The organism is Microbacterium sp. K27, assembly GCF_004794435.1.
Lineage (GTDB): Bacteria > Actinomycetota > Actinomycetes > Actinomycetales > Microbacteriaceae > Microbacterium > Microbacterium maritypicum_A.
This window is the reverse complement of record NZ_SSDK01000037.1, coordinates 88,187-104,163: the sequence shown is the minus strand read 5'-3', so window position 1 is coordinate 104,163 and position 15,977 is coordinate 88,187. Positions and strand designations below refer to the sequence as shown.

Sequence of the window (15,977 nt, the reverse complement as noted above, 5' to 3'; positions counted from 1 at the left end):
CACGACGCGGCGTCCCGAGCAGGCTACCGGGTCTCCAGCGCGAGACGTCCGGCCAGGAGCACGTACGTCGCGGCGAAGGAGCGGCGCAGCCACGTCATGACCCTCGGTCGCCCCAGCACCTGGGCGCGCATGGTGGCCGCGAAGACGCCGTACAGCGCGAAGACCACGAACGTGAGCGCCATGAACACCAGGCTGAGCCCGACCATCTGCCAGGTGCCGTTCGGCGTCTGGGCCGGGACGAACTGGGGCAGGAAGGCGAAGAAGAAGATCGTGAGCTTGGGATTGAGCACGTTGATGAGGACAGCGGTGCGGATCACACGCCAGGACGACAGCGGGGCGACGCTCTCGTCGGCCTGGATCAACGACTTGTCCCTCATGGTCTGCCAGGCGAGGAACAGCAGATAGGCGATGCCGAGCCACTTGATGGTCTCGAACGCGATCGCGGAGGCGTTCAGGATCGCTGCGAGCCCCGTGATCGCGGCGATCATGTGCGGGATGACACCGAGGGTGCAGCCGAACGCGGCGATGACTCCGGCTCGGCGTCCTCGCGAGATGCCCGCCGCTATCGAGTAGACGGCACCGGTCCCCGGCGTCGCGACGATCACCAGGGTGGTCAGCAGGAATGCGATGCTCATCGACGGCCCTCCGCGCGCGGTCCTTCCGCGCCTCCCCCATGTCTAGCGGTGCCGGGGCCCGCGCGCATCCTCCATTGCAGATGATCCACGCGGAGCGGCGGGCACGTGACCGTCCGGCCATGGGAGGGCGCACACGAGCGCACGCGCGCGCCCCCTCCCATGGCTCATGCCGTGCGCTTGCGCCGCACGGCCACCGCACCGGCGGTGAGCAGCATCAGCGCCAGTGCGAGGGCGGCGACGGGGAGTTCCGCACCGGTCGTCGCCAGCCCACCGGCCCCTGCCCCTGCCCCTGCCCCGGCCCCGGCCCCGGCACCGGCCCCGTTACCCGCCGCGACGCGGAGGTCCGCCCAACCGAGGAGCGCGCCGCTCGCATCGAACACCGCGATCCTGTGCGCGCCGAGCGGAGCGTCCGCCGGGACGGTCACCGAGATGGTGCCCGCGTCCGTGAGCGTCCCCGACGCGATCCGCGTCGGGTCGGAGTACATCCACACCGACACGTCCGTTCCCGCGCCGCCGGCCCCGACCGTGATCGTGACCTTCTGCCCGCGGGTCGCGACCGACGGGTCCACCGTCAGACCGTGGCGATTGTCGTCGACGAGGCCGGTGCCGGGGAGCGGCGGGGTCTCGCCGCCGGGGGTGCCGTCGTCGACTCCCGGCAGCGTTCCCGTGCGCAGCGCCTCGGAGGCGAACCCGTCGGCGAACCACCACACCGGGCGCTGTCCGTCGACCGACAGCGAGGCCGGCGCGGTCGCGAAGCCCTCGTTGTTGATGTCGGGCATCCCGGCAGGGCGGGCGTAGTGCACGAGGCTCGGCTGCCCGGTGCCGTTCAGCGTGATCTCGGCGGAGCGGCCCTGGCAGCCGTCGTCGCACACGGCCCACAGGGTGTTGCGCACGGTGTCGTAGTCGAGCGCCATGACTCCGGTGAGACCGGGAGCGATCTCCGACACGAGCGTCGCGGAGCCGTCGGCCCCGAGGGCGAATGCGTAGACGTGACCGTTGTCCTCGACCGCGACGAAGAACAGCCCGTCACCGTGACCGGCGTAGTCCCTCGGGTCGTACGCCGCACCCGTCCTGTCATCGAAGAGCTTTCCGGCGAGCGCGGCATCCGGCACCCACTGCACGGCCTCCATGCCGAGGTTCGCCCCGACGGCAGGAAGCAACGCGGTCAGATCCCATTCCTGCTGGGCGACGAGATCGCCGTCCGAGGCCTCGGGGTCGACCTTCAGCACCACGTTCTGGTTCACGCCCTTGGCGCTGTTGTCGCGTTCGGACGCCACGTAGACGAAGCCGTCTCCGTCGACCGTGATGCCTTCGGTGTCGGGGCCCGCGGCGCCCGGGTTCGCGGCGTCCTTCTGGAAGCGCACACGCTTGCCCGCATCCCAGCCGTCGACCTTCTCGACCGAGCCGTCGGCGTGCGCCTCGAGCTTCCAGATACGGCCTTGTCCGTTGTCGACCGCCCAGAGGAACGCGCCGTCGGCGGTCTCCTGCACGTCGAGCCCCGAGCTGTCCTCGAGGAACGTCGGGATGCCGTCCACCACGCGCACCTCGGCAGAGCCGGGCCACGGCGACACGGCAACCTCACCGGTGCACACGTTCGCGGTGCCCTTCGTGGGCGCTGCGGTGACGGCGAACGCGCCGCTCGTGTCGGGGCAACGCCCCCAGGTGGTGGCGGCGTGGCCCGCACCCCAGGTGGTCTCGTCCACGAGCAGGTCGCCGTCGAACACCCGCACCGCATCGCCAGCGCCGAGGCCGAAGCCGAGCTGCGCCCGCTCGATCACGAGGTACTCCCCCGCACCGATCGACGTACCGGCCGGGATCGCGTACGCGTGGGTGTCGTCGTCGTCCTTCACCACGATGCCCGACACATCGAGCGCCGTGCTCGTCGGGTTCACGAGCTCCACCCAGTCGTCGGGCGAGCCGCCGTCGGATTCGACCTCGTTGATGCGCACGGGGTTGCCGCAGGCGTTGCGCAGCCCCTTGGTCGAGACCCCGATGTCGACGAAGTCGCCGGTGGCATCAGCGCAACGCGCGAGGACCCCTGCGGCATGCGCGGCGTACACGTGCTCATCGACCGTGTTGCCGTTCGCGTCGCGGATCGACACGGTATCGCCGTTGCCGAGACCGAAGACGAAGTTCGTGGGCTGGTCGAAGACGAAGTAGCCTCCGGGCTGCAGGATCGTGCCTGCGGGCAACGGAGTGGTTTCACCGGCGTGGCCGACGGGGTCGCTGTCCATCACGGTCCAGCCGGAGAGGTCGACCGCCGTGCTGCCGGTGTTGACGACCTCGACCCAATCTGTGGTGTCGCCGTTCGACTCGATCTCGTTGATCACGACGTCGGGCATGACGCACGAGTTCGTGGCGCCCGGGGTCGGGTGCGCGAGCACGAAGGAGCCGACGCCGTCAGGGCAGCGCGCCAGGGTGGCCGCGGCGAAGTCGCCGTCGATCGCCGCGTGCCCCTGCCACGGGAGCGTGTCGTCGATCATCGCGCCCGAGGTGTCGTAGAGGCGGATGCGGTCGGCGCTGCCGATGCCGATCGGCTCGCGGAATGCGGCCTCGACGCCTCCGGAGACCCCGACCGTACCCTCTTCGACCACGAGGAACTGTCCCGCGCCGATCTGCGTTCCCGGGAGGAACTGCCAGCGGTGATCGTCCGAGTTGTCCCGGATCTCGTAGCCCGAGATGTCGAGCGCAGCGGTGCCGGGGTTGTAGAACTCCACCCAGTCGGCCGGCTGCGAGTCGACCTCGTTGATCACGATGGAACCGGCGACAGGAGCAACCTCGCAATCGTTCGCAGCGCCGGGCGTCACCTGCGTCGCCGGCGCCCAGGTACCCGTGCCGTCAGGGCAGCGCGCCCACACCGACAGCGGCGCGGTGTTCGCATAGGCATAGGAGTCGACCTCGGTGCCGTCCGGGTCGAAGAGCACGACCTCGTCGCCCTTGCCGAGCCCGAACGCGAAGTCGACGTCCTTCACCAGCACCAGGAACTCCCCCGGGGCGAGCGACGTGCCATCCGGGGCCGCGCCGAAGGTGTCGCGCTTCTCGTCCGCGATCTTCCACCCCGCGAGATCGACCACCTCGGTCCCGGCGTTGTAGATCTCGACCTGGTCGGCGAGGCCGGTCGCCGCGTCGTCGTAGACGATCTCGTTCAGGACGAGACTCGGAGCGGTCGACGTCGCCACGGACGGGCGGATGCCGGGGTCGGCGCCGATCGCGGCGATGGGAGTGGCGAGCAGGGCGGCGGCGCTCAAGGCGCACACCGCCGTGACCGCCGCTGCACGGTGCAGGCGGGGCATGGAGGACTCCTGGGTGGCTGGGCCGGCAGACCCCAGGGTGCAGGGCCGGACCGGAGGGGGGACTCAGTCGGGTACCCGCCCAGACCACCGACCCCACGTGGCCGCAGAGGATCCGCCGAGTGCACGGCAGATGAACGGAAGGTGGCCATCCGCTGCCCACGTCTTCGCCGTTCCCGGTTCCCGTCCCGGTCCCACTTGCCGCCGCATCAGAGCGTCCGGAACGGCGGGTGGTGCGACCGGAACGTGCCCGAGGGGAAGAGCCTCAGGCGATGCGCGTGCCCGGGGGCAGCCGGCGAGCCGGCGTCCGCGTGCGCGCCCATGCCCCCGCGAACAGCGAACCCGCGATGACGATCTGCACCCCCAGGCCGACGAACCAGCTCGGCACCGTCGAGTCGATCACCTCTTGGGGTGTGCGGTACCCGCCACCGGGGTCGCACTCGTCCCAGCGCTGTTCCAAGGGCGAGAGCTGCGCGCTGCGCAATCCGTACTTGATCTGACCGAACATGTCGACGGGATAACCCCCCGTCGCGTACTCGGTCGGGGTCGCGTCGGCGAGCACGACGAACGGGTTCGCGGCGAGCGTCCACCACATCAGATCGAACCGAGGCACATCCTGGGTGCTGTTCACCTCCCAGCGATCACAGTCCGGCGTGCCGTTCGCGTCGTACGGGCGCGAGTACACGGTCGCTTCGCTGCGCACCGCCATGCCGCCGAGTCCGAACACGATGAGCGTTCCGAACACGAGCGCGGCGACGACCAGGTAGGTCGTCGCGACCGAGAACAGCGGACGCGCGATGAGTCCGCTCAACCCCACTCCGATCGCGGCCACGATGATGATCTCGGCCGCGAGCACGAGCAGGGAGATGAGCAGCACGGCCGGGTTCGCTCCCCCACCCAGCAACGACAGGGCCAGGAACGGCACCGCGACCACCAGGAAGGCGCCGCCGGTCGCCACGGCCGCGACGAGCTTGCCGAGCATGATGTCGCCGGTCGACGCGGCGGTCACCTGCACGGCCGCGAGCGTCGCGGCATCACGATCCCCGTTGATCGCGTTGCCGCTGAGCGTCGGCGACACCAGCACGACCAGCAGCAGCACGATGTTGACGACGATCGAGTAGACGCCGGCACCGACCGCATCGCCCCAGGAGTACACGGCGAACGAGAGCCCCGTGACCCCGAGCAGCACCAGGGCGAAGACCCCGAGCAGCACATACCAGCCCACGCTGCGCAGGCGCTGGGTCAGTTCGAGTCGGGCGATGATGCCGATGTTCGCGAGGCTCATGCGCCCGCCTCCGTTCCGGTGGATGCCTGGGGTGGTGTCGCATGATGCAGGTTCAGGAACGTGTGCTCCAACTGGTTCTGCGCCGGAGCGAACTCCACGACCGGGAGCCCCGCCTCGATCAGATGTCGAAGGGCCTGTGCTGCGGCATCCTCTCCCTCGAATCCGACGAGCACCGCTCCACGATCCTGCGAGAGGGATTCGTGGGCGATACCGAGATTCGAGGCCACCTGCCAGGCATCGGCCTTCATCCGATCCTCGGTCGCACCGGCGAGACGCACCCGCCACGCGCGCAGCATGCTCCGCGCCGGTGCGGCATCGACGACGGCACCGGCGACGAGGAAGACCGCGTCGTCGACGACCTCTTCGAGCTCCGAGAGGATGTGGCTCGAGATCAGCACGGTGCGCCCCTCCGCCGCGAAACGGCGCAGCAGCACCCGCAGCTGCACCCGCGCCTCCGGATCGAGACCGGAAGCCGGTTCGTCGAGGAGCAGCACCTGCGGGTCGTTCACCAACGCGCGTGCCAGGCCCAGCTTCTGCTTCTGCCCTCGCGACAGCACCTTGGCCGGGGAGTCGGCGAGTTCGGTCAGCCCGACGAGGGCGAGCAGCTGCTCCGCACGGACCGCGGCCTGCGGCTTCTCGATGCCGTACAGGCGGGCGGTCGTGACGATGGTCTCCCGTGCGGTGAGCGACGGCCACGCACCGAGAGCGTCCGGCATCCATCCGAGCAGGCGTCGTGCGGCGAGCGGATCGACGGAGGGGTCGACGCCTCCGATGCTGATCGTCCCGGTGTCGGGAGCGAGGAGGGAGGCGAGCATCAGCAGCAGAGTGGTCTTGCCTGCTCCGTTCGGCCCCACGAGGCCGGTGACCCGGCCGGGCTCGGCCCGGAGAGTGGCGCCCCTCACCGCCTGCACCGTCCCGAACGCTCTGCTGACGTCTTGCACCACGATTCCGGTCATGCGGTCAGTCTGGCATCCGGAGTCCGTCGCCTCCGGGACCTCGGGGCGGATGCTCAGGCCCGGCCGCAGAGGGGTGACACAATCAGCTCATGCGCACGATCCTCAACATCATCTGGGTCATCCTCGCCGGCTGGGCCCTGTTCCTCGGGTACGTCCTCGCCGGCATCCTGCTGTGCATCCCGATCATCACGATCCCCTGGGCGATCGCCTCGTTCCGCATCGCCGCCTACGCGATCTGGCCGTTCGGCCGCGAGGTCATCAGCAAGCCCACCGCGGGTGTCGGGTCGTTCCTCGGCAACGTGCTGTGGGTGATCCTGGCCGGCTGGTGGCTCGCGATCGGACACATCGTGTCCGGAATCCTGCTCTGCATCACGATCATCGGCATCCCGATGGGCATCGCCGACTTCAAGATGGTCCCGATCTCGCTCATGCCGCTGGGCAAGGAGATCGTCTCCACCCGCCGCGGCGCCTTCGACCGCACCCTCTGAGCGGGAATCCGCCGACACGGGCCCCATTCACACCGGCCCCTCTACACTGGGCCGATGGATGCCGCCCGTCTGATCGCCTGGGATCAGGAGCTCCGGTCGGCGCACTCCCGTCTGCGTGCCGCCCTCGCCGCCACGCGCGACGCCCTCGACCAGGGCACGGACGTCCCCGATGCCACATCGGAACTCGTGCTCTACTGCGTCGGATTCTGCGCCGCCCTCGACGGCCACCACGGCGCCGAGGATCGGCAGCTCTTCCCTGCTCTGCGCGCGGAGCATCCGGAGCTCGGCGGGATCATCGACAAGCTGATGCAGGACCACTCGATGCTCGCCCACCTGCTCGCCTCGCTGCGCGGTGCAGCCGAGCGCGGCGACGATGCGACCGCGATCGGCGGTCACCTCGACGGGATCGCCGCGATCATGGAATCCCACTTCCGTTTCGAGGAACGCGAGATCCTCGAGCCCCTGCGCGCCCTGATGCTCGAGAGCGACGTGCAGAGCGTGCTCGGACCGCTCTGACGCCGCGGACCTGCGCGACCGCATCAGCTGCGGAAGAAGGCGACGCCCAGATCCGGATGATCGACGAACACGCCATCCACGCCCTGACGTGCGATGACGCCCCACTCCGCCTCGTAGTCGCCGTAGGCGCCGCGCCCACCCCGGCCGCGGAACTCCGCCGCGAGGAAGGCGTTCTCCGGCCGGCACGTCCATGTGAAGACCTGCAGACCTCGTGCATGCGCATCCGCGACGATCGTGTTGCCCCGGTCGAGCAGCATCTTCTTGCTCACGCTGATGCCGTCGACCTGTCCGACGAGGGCGTCGAGCCCCTCCGGGGTGACGGTCTCCCTGTACGTGCGGGCGTGCGTGCCCTCGGCCACCAGGAGGTCGTACGGACGCCCCGACGCCTCGATCAGGTAGATGTACGATGCGGAGATCCCGCGTTCCCGCAGCTGCCCGAGCACGGTCGACTCGAAGCACTCGATCACCAGCGGCAGCTCCCCCTCGGCCCATCCGGCGTCGCGCAGCTCGCGGTCGATGAGGGGGGCCAGGTCGAGGCCGATGCTCGCGAAGTACGTGGCGTGCTTGACCTCGAGCACCACGCCGATCTCGCGTCCATGCTCCGCCGATCCGTCGCGCACGATGTCGAGCACATCGCGCAGGCGCAGGATCTGCTGGGCGCCGTCGAAGCTCGCGCTCGATGCCCGCACCTCGGGCAGCCGCTCGCGGATGCGCAGGGTCGACAGCTCGTCCCAGGTGAAGTCTTCGCTGAACCATCCGGTCAGCGCCTGCCCGTCGACGCGCTTCGTCGTCTTGCGGTCGGCGAACTCCGGATGTTCCGCCACGTCGGTCGTGCCCGAGATCTCGTTCTCGTGCCGCACGATGAGCACGCCGTCCTTGGTCGCCACGACGTCGGGTTCGACCGCATCCACCCCCATGGCGAGAGCGAGCTCATAGGAGGAGCGGCTGTGCTCCGGGCGATAGCCGGGCGCACCGCGGTGCCCGATGACGAGGGGGGATTTCCTGGGCACGCTCTCAGCGTAGAACACCCCGGCGGTGCGCCCTCCCGAGTATCGTGGAGGAAAGAGACCTACTACCCCCCTTTGGAGTGAGGCCCACCAATGAGCAACTTCGCTTTCAACAACCCTGCTTTCCAGCAGCAGGACCCGCGCAACGTCGCGACGTACCCGGGCGGACCTCAGGCTGCCCAGGGCGCGCAGAACGCCTCGCTCCAGCACGGGGCGATGGACGCTGCGGCCAACGCACAGCTCGAGGGCATGTACGCCGCCCCGCCGGCCGGAGCGATCGAGACCGACCGCATGTCGGTCGAGGACACGGTCTGGAAGACGGCCGGCCTGTTCGGCATCCTGCTCGTCACCGCCGCGATCGGCTGGGTGCTGACGCTCGGCGGCCTGGACGTGCCGCGATATGACCCGTACAACTCCGCGCCCGTCAGCATGCTGCCGTGGATCGTCGGCGCCCTCGGCGGCTTCGTGCTCGCGATGGTCATCACCTTCACGTCGCGCAAGAAGGTCCGGCCCGCGCTGATCTTCGCCTACGCCGCGTTCGAGGGCCTCTTCATCGGTGGCATCTCGGCGTTCTTCGAGGTCATCTACCCCGGCATCGTCTTCCAGGCGACGCTCGCGACCGTCTCGGTCGTCGGGGTGACCCTGGCTCTCTTCGCGAGCGGCAAGATCCGCGCGTCGAAGAAGGCGACGAAGATCTTCATGATCGCGATGATCGGCTACCTGGTCTTCTCGCTGCTGAACCTGGTCCTCATGTGGACCGGCGTGCTGCCCCAGGGCCAGGCCTTCGGCCTGCTGAGCGCCAACATCTTCGGCATCCCGCTCGGTGTCATCATCGGCGTGCTCGTCGTCATCATGGCGGCGTACTCGCTCGTGCTCGACTTCGATCAGATCCAGCAGGGCGTCCGCAACGGTGCTCCCCGCAAGTACGGCTGGCTCGGCGCCTTCGGCATCATGGTCACGGTCGTCTGGCTCTACGTCGAGATCCTGCGCATCATCGCGATCGTCCGCGGCAACAACTGACCGCGAACCGATCCGACCGCGTCGAGAGGCCCGTCTCCCCTGGGGAGGCGGGCCTCTTCGCACATCCAGGCATGTGTGCGCAAGGGGTTGGCACGCGAGCAGCGATGTCGGCACTCTGGATACCAGAAGCCCCGGCACCCCGGGGCTCCCGATCCACAGGAGCTGACCATGAGTTTTCTCGGCTTTCTTCTTCTCGGCCTCATCGCCGGAGCCATCGCCAAGCTGATCCTTCCCGGCAAGCAGGGCGGCGGCTGGTTCATCACGCTGCTCCTCGGCGTCGTGGGCGCACTGCTCGGCGGCTGGCTCGGCAGTCTGATCCTCAACCGTCCGCTCACCGAGTTCTGGGACCTCGGCACCTGGCTCCTCGCCATCGCCGGTTCCATCATCGTGCTCCTGATCTACGGCCTGATCGCCGGTCGCGGCCAGAAGGCGCGCAGCTGACGGCATCCGCCGTCGACGCCACGCGCGTCACCCTGATGCCCGTCCCCTTCGGATGCCTCGCGCACCCGAAGGGGGCGGGTCATTTCTGTGCCCCTCGTGCCTTCCGCTCCAGCAGCGATCTCTCCCGATCATTGCCGGCGAGTCCGGCGGCGACGGTGAACTCGCTCCGGGCTTCCTCCTCGCGCCCGAGCCGACGCAACAGTTCGCCGCGCGTCGCGGGCAGCAGGTGGTAGCCGCGCAAGGCGCCCGAACTCGACAGCTGGTCGATGATGAGCAGAGCGGACGCCGGCCCGGTCCCCATCGCCACCGCAGCCGCTCGGTTGAGCTCGACCACCGGCGACGGAGCGAGCCGCCCGAGCGCCTCGTAGAGCAGCACGATCCGTTCCCAGTCGGTCTCCTCGACAGACGCCGCCACGGCATGGCACTCGGCGATCGCCGCCTGCAGCCCATAGGCACCGCGCCCGCGTCCGAGAGCATCGGCGGTCGCCAGCGATGCACGTCCACGCGAGATGCGGCCACGATCCCAGCGCCGACGGTCCTGATCGGCAAGCAGCACCGGGTCGCCGTGTCGATCAACGCGCGCCCCGAATCGCGCGGCCGTCAGCTCCATCAGCGCCAGCAGGCCGTGCACCTCGGGTTCCTGCGGCATCAGCGCGGCGAGCACGCGCCCGAGACGGATGGCCTCGTCACTCAGCTCGGGGCGCATCCAGTCGGGTCCGCTGCTCGCGGCGTGGGCCTCGTTGAAGATCAGATACAGCACGCCGAGGATCGCACCGATGCGCGGCGCACGCTCCTCGCGCGAAGGCACCTCGAACGGGACGTTGGCGGCGGAGAGCGTCTTCTTCGCCCGCACGATGCGCTGCTGCACGGTGGCGGTCGGCACGAGGAACGCGCGGGCGATCTCCTCGCTGGAAAGCCCACCCACCACCCGCAGCGTCAGGGCGACCTGCGCCTCTTTCGAGAGCACGGGGTGGCAGGAGATGAAGATCAGGCGCAGCACGTCATCATCGACGGCGTCCGGATCCCACAGCAGGTCTCGCCCCTCCCGCTGCTCCTGCTCCAGGTCGTGTGCGAGAAGGGCGACCCGCTCGTCCAGACGCTCCTGTCGACGCCACCGATCGATGGCCTTGCGTTTCGCGACCGCGGTCAGCCAGGCCCCGGCGTTGCGCGGGACGCCGTCGACCGGCCACTGCCGCAACGCATCCACCAGCGCCTCCTGAGCCAGGTCCTCCGCGAGGCCGAAGTCACCGACCATGCGCGTCAGAGCTCCGACGATGCGGGCGGACTCGATCCGCCACACGGCGGCGACGGCGCGCTCCGCAGACCCGGTATCGGGAGTGGAACGCGCCGTCTCGCTGTGTGGGGAAGAGTCCATCACTGCTGTGCCATCACTGCTGTGCCATCACTGCTGTGCCGCGCGCTGAGCTGCTTCCTCGCGCCAGCCCTCTTCCTTCTGGATCCACTCGTTGTCCGCCGGGAAGTCCTCGACGCCGGTCACGCGACGCACTTCGAGGAACGAGCCGGCGCCGAGAGGCGCACGGCTGGCCCACTCGGCTGCCTCCTCGCGCGTGGGGACCTCGATGATCCAGAAGCCGTTGAACAACTCCTTCGTCTCGCCGTAGGGGCCGTCGGTGATGAGCGGCTTCTCGGCGCTGAAGTCGACCACGAAACCCTCGGCCGCATCGGTCAGGCCCTCGCCCGCGACGAGCACTCCGGCCTTGATCATCGACTCGTTGTACTTGCCCATGGCCTCGATGACCTGCTCGAAGGGCATGTCCTTGTAGGCCTCGACGGCCTCGTCGGTCGCGCGCATGATGAGCATGAACTTCATGATGTTCTCCTTGTTCGAAGGGCCGTCTCTCGACCCTCTCATCAATGACGTCGAACGGGAACGGCCCGGATCGACATCATCTCGGAATTCTTTCTGAAGAACTTCTCGGGGCGGTCGTAGACTCGCTCCCGTGACCGCCGCAGACCTCGTGCAGAGCATCCGATCCGCGCTCCGTGATGAGGCCGATCCGGAGCTGGCACCCGCGCAGCAGGCGTACATGAAGTCGGCGCTGCCCTTCCTCGGCGTACGTGTTCCCGGGGTGCGAGCCGTGGCGCGTGGGCTCGCGCGCGAGGTGACGGATACGGCGGTGTTGCGCGGTACGGCACTCGTGCTGTGGCGGGAGGCGGCGTTTCGCGAGGAGCGCTACGCCGCCAGTGCTCTGATGGCTCTGCGTCCGGTGCGAGCCCGACTCGACATGCTCGATGTGCATGAGGAGATGATCCGCACAGGAGCGTGGTGGGATCACGTCGACGAGGTCTCGCATCGGCTCACCGAGACGCTCGATGCGCACCCTGCCGAGATGACGCCGGTGCTGCGGACGTGGTCGCGCGACGACGACTTCTGGGTGCGCCGGGCGAGCATCATCTCCCAGCTCGGACGCAGAGGTGCCACCGATCGCGAGCTGCTCGCCACTGTGATCGAACCGAACCTCGCCGACACCGAGTTCTTCATCCGCAAGGCCATCGGTTGGGCACTGCGCGAGCTCGGCAAGACCGACCCGGCGTGGGTGCGAGCCTTCGTCGAGTCGCACGAGCTGTCGCCGCTCTCCCGCCGCGAGGCGCTCAAGCTGCTCTAGATCACGCTCCGGTCGCAGTTCCTGCCGCGCGGGCCGCCGCGAGGCGACAGAAAGTGCGACCGGAGCGGTCAGGCGACGCGGTCAGCCGACGCGGTCAGGCGACGCGGTCAGGCGACGCGGTCAGACGCGACGGGACGGGCGCGCGGCGACGTCGGCGATCGCCGCGGTCAGGGCGTCGAGCGAACGCTGCGGGCTCCAGGCCGCAGCGACCGACGGGGCCTCGGCGCTCAGCGCCGCGAGCCGATCGGGGTCGGTCAGCAGCGCGCGGATCGCCTCGCCCAGCGCCTCGACGTCGCCGCTCGGGACCAGGACGCCACCGCCCTGTTCCAGCACGTCACGGATGCCGTAGCGGGCGTCGTATGACACGACAGGGGTCCCATGCAGGAGTGCCTCGACGATCGACAACGGCTGGCCCTCGAAGGCGGTGGCCGTGACGATCATCGACGCCCGATCGAGCACGGTGCCGGGCGAATCTGTGTAACCCGCGAGCAGCACGCGGTCCCCCGCGCCGAGCTCCTCGATCAGCGCGCGCAGCCGATCCTCTTCGGGCCCGCCGCCCCAGATCTCCATCCGGGTCCCGGCGACGTCCGCGGCGAGGAACGCCCGGATCGCCTGATCGATGCGCTTGCCTGGCGCGAGACGACCGAGCACGACGACGAGCCCGTCTTCGCGGAGGTCGTCCCGATGCTCCACCGGGGCGATCGGGTTCGGCACCACGACATGAGAAGCCGCGGAGCCGAAACGCGCCACGACATCGTCGCGCTGGGTGGTGGTCGGCCAGATGACGGCGTCGAAACGGCCGGTCAGCCGGAACCAGCGCGTCCAGAGCGTGTTCATCGGAGCATCCGGGGTGTACGGCGCCTCCACGTGCATGGTGTGGATCGGGTGGACGATGCGCACACGCGGATCGGACCAGTCGGCGATGAGCTCGCCGAGCTGCCGGGATTCGCAGATCACGACGATGAGGCGATCACCGAACGCGTCCGCGACGTGCTCGAGCCAGGCCCGGTAGAGCCCGCGGAACCCGTGCAGCGCCCCGACCACCTCGCCTGCGGCGTCGTAGACGAGAACGGGTTCCTCGGTCAGATGCCAGTCCGGATTGCCGGGGATGACCGGTAGCGCGGCGAACGGCCGGCCGTCGTCATCCGTCAGCACGCGGTACTCGACGTCGGGGTCGGCGGTCACCGCGGGGTCGGCGGCAGCGCGCAGCCAATCGGCCGCTCCCCCACCGGAATCCGTGGCCTCGTCGAACAGGTTGCGCATGCGTGAGGGGTCGACGAGCGCCCCCTGCTCCGCGAAGGTCCGACGGTGCGCGGCATGATCGGCAGCTGCCCCCGGGTCGAACGTGAGCAGCTGCGGACCCGCCCCCTTCGCGACCCCGGCCTCGGCGAGCTGCCGGGCACGTGTGAGCGTCGCGATCGTGTAGCCGCCGTCCATGCCCGGGATCAACCGACTGGACAGCACCACGTACTCGGCGTCGGGAAGCACCGGCGCCGCATCGGGGAGCATGGCGCTCCCTACTCCCACTCGATCGTTCCCGGCGGCTTCGACGTGACATCGAGCACGACGCGGTTGACGTCGCGCACGCCGTTCGTGATGCGGTTCGAGATCTTCGACAGCACGTCATACGGCAGACGCGTCCAGTCGGCGGTCATGGCGTCTTCGCTCGACACCGGGCGCAGCACGATCGGGTGGCCGTAGGTGCGGCCGTCGCCCTGCACACCCACCGAGCGCACGTCGGCGAGCAGCACGACGGGGCACTGCCAGATCTCCTGATCGAGGCCGGCCTTGGTCAGCTCCTCGCGGGCGATGGCGTCGGCCTCACGCAGAATCTCGAGACGGTCAGCGGTGACCTCACCGATGATCCGGATACCGAGGCCGGGCCCCGGAAACGGCTGGCGTCCGACGATCGCCTCGGGGATGCCGAGCTCGCGACCGATCGCGCGGACCTCGTCCTTGAACAGGGCGCGCAGCGGCTCGATCAGCTCGAAGTCGAGGTCGTCGGGAAGGCCGCCCACGTTGTGGTGCGACTTGATGTTCGCCGTGCCCGCACCACCGCCGGACTCGACGACGTCGGGGTAGAGCGTGCCCTGCACGAGGAACTTCACGGGAGCGCCGCCCGAAGCCTTGGCCTCGGCGACCAGGTCGAGCTGCACCTTCTCGAACGCACGAATGAACTCGCGTCCGATGATCTTGCGCTTCTCTTCCGGGTCGGTCACCCCCTGGAGGTGGCCGAGGAAGGTCTCTGCCGCGTCGACCGTGATCAGACGCACGCCGGTGGACTCGACGTAATCCTTCTCGACCTGCTCGCGCTCGCCCTTGCGGAGGAGGCCGTGATCGACGAAGACCGCGGTGAGCTGGTCGCCGATGGCCTTGTGCACCAGTGCCGTGGAGACGGCGGAGTCGACACCGCCGGAGAGCGCGGAGATGACGCGGGCGTCACCCACCTGCTCGCGGATGCGCTCGATCTGCTCGGCGATCACGTTGCCGCTGTTCCAGTCGGACGCGAGGCCCGCACCCTTGTGCAGGAAGTTCTCGAGCACGCGCTGACCGTGGTCCGAGTGCTTGACCTCGGGGTGCCACTGCACGCCGTAGAAGCCGCGCTCCTCGTTCGCGAACGCCGCGACCTTGGTCGCATCCGTCGTCGCGAGCACGTCGAAGCCCTCGGGGGCCTTGGCGACCTGGTCGCCGTGGCTCATCCAGACGTTCTGCTCGGCCGGCTGACCGCCGAGCAGCGTCCCGCCGTCGCCGGTGATCACGGCATCCGTGGCGCCGTACTCGCGCAGACCGGTGTTCGCGACCTCGCCGCCCAGCGTCTGGGCCATGTACTGGAAGCCGTAGCAGATGCCGAGGGTCGGCACCCCGAGGTCGAAGACCGCCGGGTCCAGCTTCGGCGCTCCCTCCTCGTACACCGACGAGGGGCCTCCGGAGAGGATGATCGCGACCGGGTTCTTGGCGGCGATCTCCTCAGCCGTGGCGGTGTGCGGCACGATCTCGCTGTACACACCCGCCTCGCGGACGCGGCGGGCGATCAGCTGCGCGTACTGCGCGCCGAAGTCGACGACGAGCGCAGGACGCTGCTGGGTCTCGGACTGTTCGGTCAACGGACACCTTCCGGGGCGGGGGCGGAGGCCTCGGCGGCCTCTCTGGTGGCGAGATAGGTCTTGACTTCACGGGCGACGACGGCCTCCATGAAGAACGACAGCAGCGGCACGACGCCGCCGAGCGCGAGCAGGATGAAGCGCGGGAACCGCCAGCGCATCAGGCTCCACATGCGGAAGCACGCGAAGAGGTAGACGACGTAGAACCAACCGTGCGCCACGAGGATGAACAGCGACAGGTTGAATCCGTCGCCCAGCGAGGTCATCTCGCAGGAGTTGGTCATCGGGGCGAACAGCGACCACCACTGGCAGTCGGGCCCGGCGAGCACGCCGGCGAACCAGAGCGGTCCTCCGGAGCCTCCCATGAAGAGCTCGAGGTGGATCGGCGTGTACTTGAGCACCATCTCGGTCAGCAGCAGGAGCAGCATGACTCCTGTGATGATCGACGCGATCTGGTAGAACTTCAGCGCACCGCGGATCGCCGGAAAGCTGGCGACTTTCGGTTCGGGCATGCGTCCAGTCTAGCCGCCGGGAAATCGTGTCGAATCCGGGCACCATCGTGCGGAGAGAGCGCTGCGCATCGGTCAGGAATCGAGAAGCACGCGGGAAGA

At 69.1% G+C, this 15,977-nt stretch carries 15 protein-coding genes; 5 read left to right on the top strand and 10 right to left on the bottom strand.

Going from position 1 to position 15,977, the window contains the following annotated elements:
* Positions 1-23 precede the first annotated feature (23 nt).
* From DW307_RS09020 to DW307_RS09005, 4 genes are all read right to left on the bottom strand, one after another.
* A complete protein-coding gene (locus DW307_RS09020; protein WP_021198877.1) occupies positions 24-635 on the bottom strand; it encodes a LysE family translocator in 612 nt (203 codons plus the stop codon).
* Between the two features lie 164 nt (positions 636-799).
* Complete coding sequence (locus DW307_RS09015; RefSeq protein ID WP_136024545.1) at positions 800-3,928, bottom strand: lamin tail domain-containing protein; 3,129 nt, start codon at positions 3,926-3,928, stop codon at positions 800-802.
* A 262-nt stretch (positions 3,929-4,190) separates the two neighbouring features.
* Positions 4,191-5,210 carry an ABC transporter permease gene (locus DW307_RS09010; protein ID WP_029266973.1) on the bottom strand — a complete coding sequence of 340 codons (1,020 nt, stop codon included), beginning with the start codon at positions 5,208-5,210 and terminating at the stop codon, positions 4,191-4,193.
* Positions 5,207-6,166, bottom strand: coding sequence for an ABC transporter ATP-binding protein (locus tag DW307_RS09005; RefSeq protein ID WP_051668039.1), 960 nt, complete (start codon positions 6,164-6,166; stop codon positions 5,207-5,209). Before DW307_RS09005 ends, DW307_RS09010 begins: the two co-directional genes overlap by 4 nt.
* Before the next feature lie 89 nt (positions 6,167-6,255).
* Here DW307_RS09005 and DW307_RS09000 point away from each other — a divergent pair, with 89 nt between their 5' ends.
* Together DW307_RS09000 and DW307_RS08995 are read left to right on the top strand one after the other, a co-directional pair.
* Positions 6,256-6,654 (top strand): YccF domain-containing protein, encoded by a 399-nt coding sequence (locus DW307_RS09000; protein ID WP_021198881.1) that lies wholly within the window; start codon positions 6,256-6,258, stop codon positions 6,652-6,654.
* A gap of 54 nt (positions 6,655-6,708) precedes the next feature.
* Positions 6,709-7,170, top strand: coding sequence for a hemerythrin domain-containing protein (locus tag DW307_RS08995; RefSeq protein WP_029266975.1), 462 nt, complete (start codon positions 6,709-6,711; stop codon positions 7,168-7,170).
* Between the two features lie 23 nt (positions 7,171-7,193).
* Here DW307_RS08995 and DW307_RS08990 read toward each other — a convergent pair whose 3' ends face one another.
* A complete protein-coding gene (locus tag DW307_RS08990; RefSeq protein ID WP_029266976.1) occupies positions 7,194-8,180 on the bottom strand; it encodes a glycerophosphodiester phosphodiesterase family protein in 987 nt (328 codons plus the stop codon).
* A 90-nt stretch (positions 8,181-8,270) separates the two neighbouring features.
* Here DW307_RS08990 and DW307_RS08985 point away from each other — a divergent pair, with 90 nt between their 5' ends.
* Positions 8,271-9,197, top strand: coding sequence for a Bax inhibitor-1/YccA family protein (locus tag DW307_RS08985; protein WP_029266978.1), 927 nt, complete (start codon positions 8,271-8,273; stop codon positions 9,195-9,197).
* A gap of 168 nt (positions 9,198-9,365) precedes the next feature.
* The gene (locus tag DW307_RS08980) at positions 9,366-9,638 is read left to right on the top strand and encodes a GlsB/YeaQ/YmgE family stress response membrane protein (protein ID WP_021198885.1); all 273 of its coding nucleotides are present in this window, start codon (positions 9,366-9,368) and stop codon (positions 9,636-9,638) included.
* A 79-nt stretch (positions 9,639-9,717) separates the two neighbouring features.
* Here the strand turns inward: DW307_RS08980 and DW307_RS08975 are convergent, their stop codons facing one another.
* On the bottom strand, positions 9,718-11,013 hold the full coding sequence (locus DW307_RS08975) for an RNA polymerase sigma factor (RefSeq protein WP_136024544.1): 1,296 nt from the start codon (positions 11,011-11,013) through the stop codon (positions 9,718-9,720).
* A 27-nt stretch (positions 11,014-11,040) separates the two neighbouring features.
* Complete coding sequence (locus DW307_RS08970; RefSeq protein WP_029266980.1) at positions 11,041-11,469, bottom strand: YciI family protein; 429 nt, start codon at positions 11,467-11,469, stop codon at positions 11,041-11,043.
* A gap of 130 nt (positions 11,470-11,599) precedes the next feature.
* Here DW307_RS08970 and DW307_RS08965 point away from each other — a divergent pair, with 130 nt between their 5' ends.
* Entirely contained in the window at positions 11,600-12,265 is a 666-nt protein-coding gene (locus DW307_RS08965; RefSeq protein ID WP_029266981.1) for a DNA alkylation repair protein, read from the top strand.
* A gap of 120 nt (positions 12,266-12,385) precedes the next feature.
* On the opposite strand, the gene DW307_RS08960 is transcribed toward DW307_RS08965, so the two are convergent.
* The 3 genes from DW307_RS08960 to DW307_RS08950 are packed head-to-tail and all read right to left on the bottom strand — an operon-like array spanning position 12,386 to position 15,878.
* Positions 12,386-13,774 carry a glycosyltransferase gene (locus DW307_RS08960; RefSeq protein WP_029266982.1) on the bottom strand — a complete coding sequence of 463 codons (1,389 nt, stop codon included), beginning with the start codon at positions 13,772-13,774 and terminating at the stop codon, positions 12,386-12,388.
* A gap of 8 nt (positions 13,775-13,782) precedes the next feature.
* Positions 13,783-15,369, bottom strand: coding sequence for a glutamine-hydrolyzing GMP synthase (gene guaA / locus DW307_RS08955; protein WP_021198890.1), 1,587 nt, complete (start codon positions 15,367-15,369; stop codon positions 13,783-13,785).
* On the bottom strand, positions 15,366-15,878 hold the full coding sequence (locus tag DW307_RS08950; RefSeq protein WP_021198891.1) for a DUF3817 domain-containing protein: 513 nt from the start codon (positions 15,876-15,878) through the stop codon (positions 15,366-15,368). Before DW307_RS08950 ends, guaA begins: the two co-directional genes overlap by 4 nt.
* Positions 15,879-15,977: the final 99 nt, after the last annotated feature.

Coding starts and splice junctions, on each gene's coding strand:
- DW307_RS09020 (WP_021198877.1), bottom strand. CDS start 635: ATGAGCATCGCATTCCTGCTGACCACCCTGGTGATCGTCGCGACGCCG.
- DW307_RS09015 (WP_136024545.1), bottom strand. CDS start 3,928: ATGCCCCGCCTGCACCGTGCAGCGGCGGTCACGGCGGTGTGCGCCTTG.
- DW307_RS09010 (WP_029266973.1), bottom strand. CDS start 5,210: ATGAGCCTCGCGAACATCGGCATCATCGCCCGACTCGAACTGACCCAG.
- DW307_RS09005 (WP_051668039.1), bottom strand. CDS start 6,166: ATGACCGGAATCGTGGTGCAAGACGTCAGCAGAGCGTTCGGGACGGTG.
- DW307_RS09000 (WP_021198881.1), top strand. CDS start 6,256: ATGCGCACGATCCTCAACATCATCTGGGTCATCCTCGCCGGCTGGGCC.
- DW307_RS08995 (WP_029266975.1), top strand. CDS start 6,709: ATGGATGCCGCCCGTCTGATCGCCTGGGATCAGGAGCTCCGGTCGGCG.
- DW307_RS08985 (WP_029266978.1), top strand. CDS start 8,271: ATGAGCAACTTCGCTTTCAACAACCCTGCTTTCCAGCAGCAGGACCCG.
- DW307_RS08980 (WP_021198885.1), top strand. CDS start 9,366: ATGAGTTTTCTCGGCTTTCTTCTTCTCGGCCTCATCGCCGGAGCCATC.
- DW307_RS08975 (WP_136024544.1), bottom strand. CDS start 11,013: ATGGACTCTTCCCCACACAGCGAGACGGCGCGTTCCACTCCCGATACC.
- DW307_RS08970 (WP_029266980.1), bottom strand. CDS start 11,469: ATGAAGTTCATGCTCATCATGCGCGCGACCGACGAGGCCGTCGAGGCC.
- DW307_RS08960 (WP_029266982.1), bottom strand. CDS start 13,774: ATGCTCCCCGATGCGGCGCCGGTGCTTCCCGACGCCGAGTACGTGGTG.
- DW307_RS08950 (WP_021198891.1), bottom strand. CDS start 15,878: ATGCCCGAACCGAAAGTCGCCAGCTTTCCGGCGATCCGCGGTGCGCTG.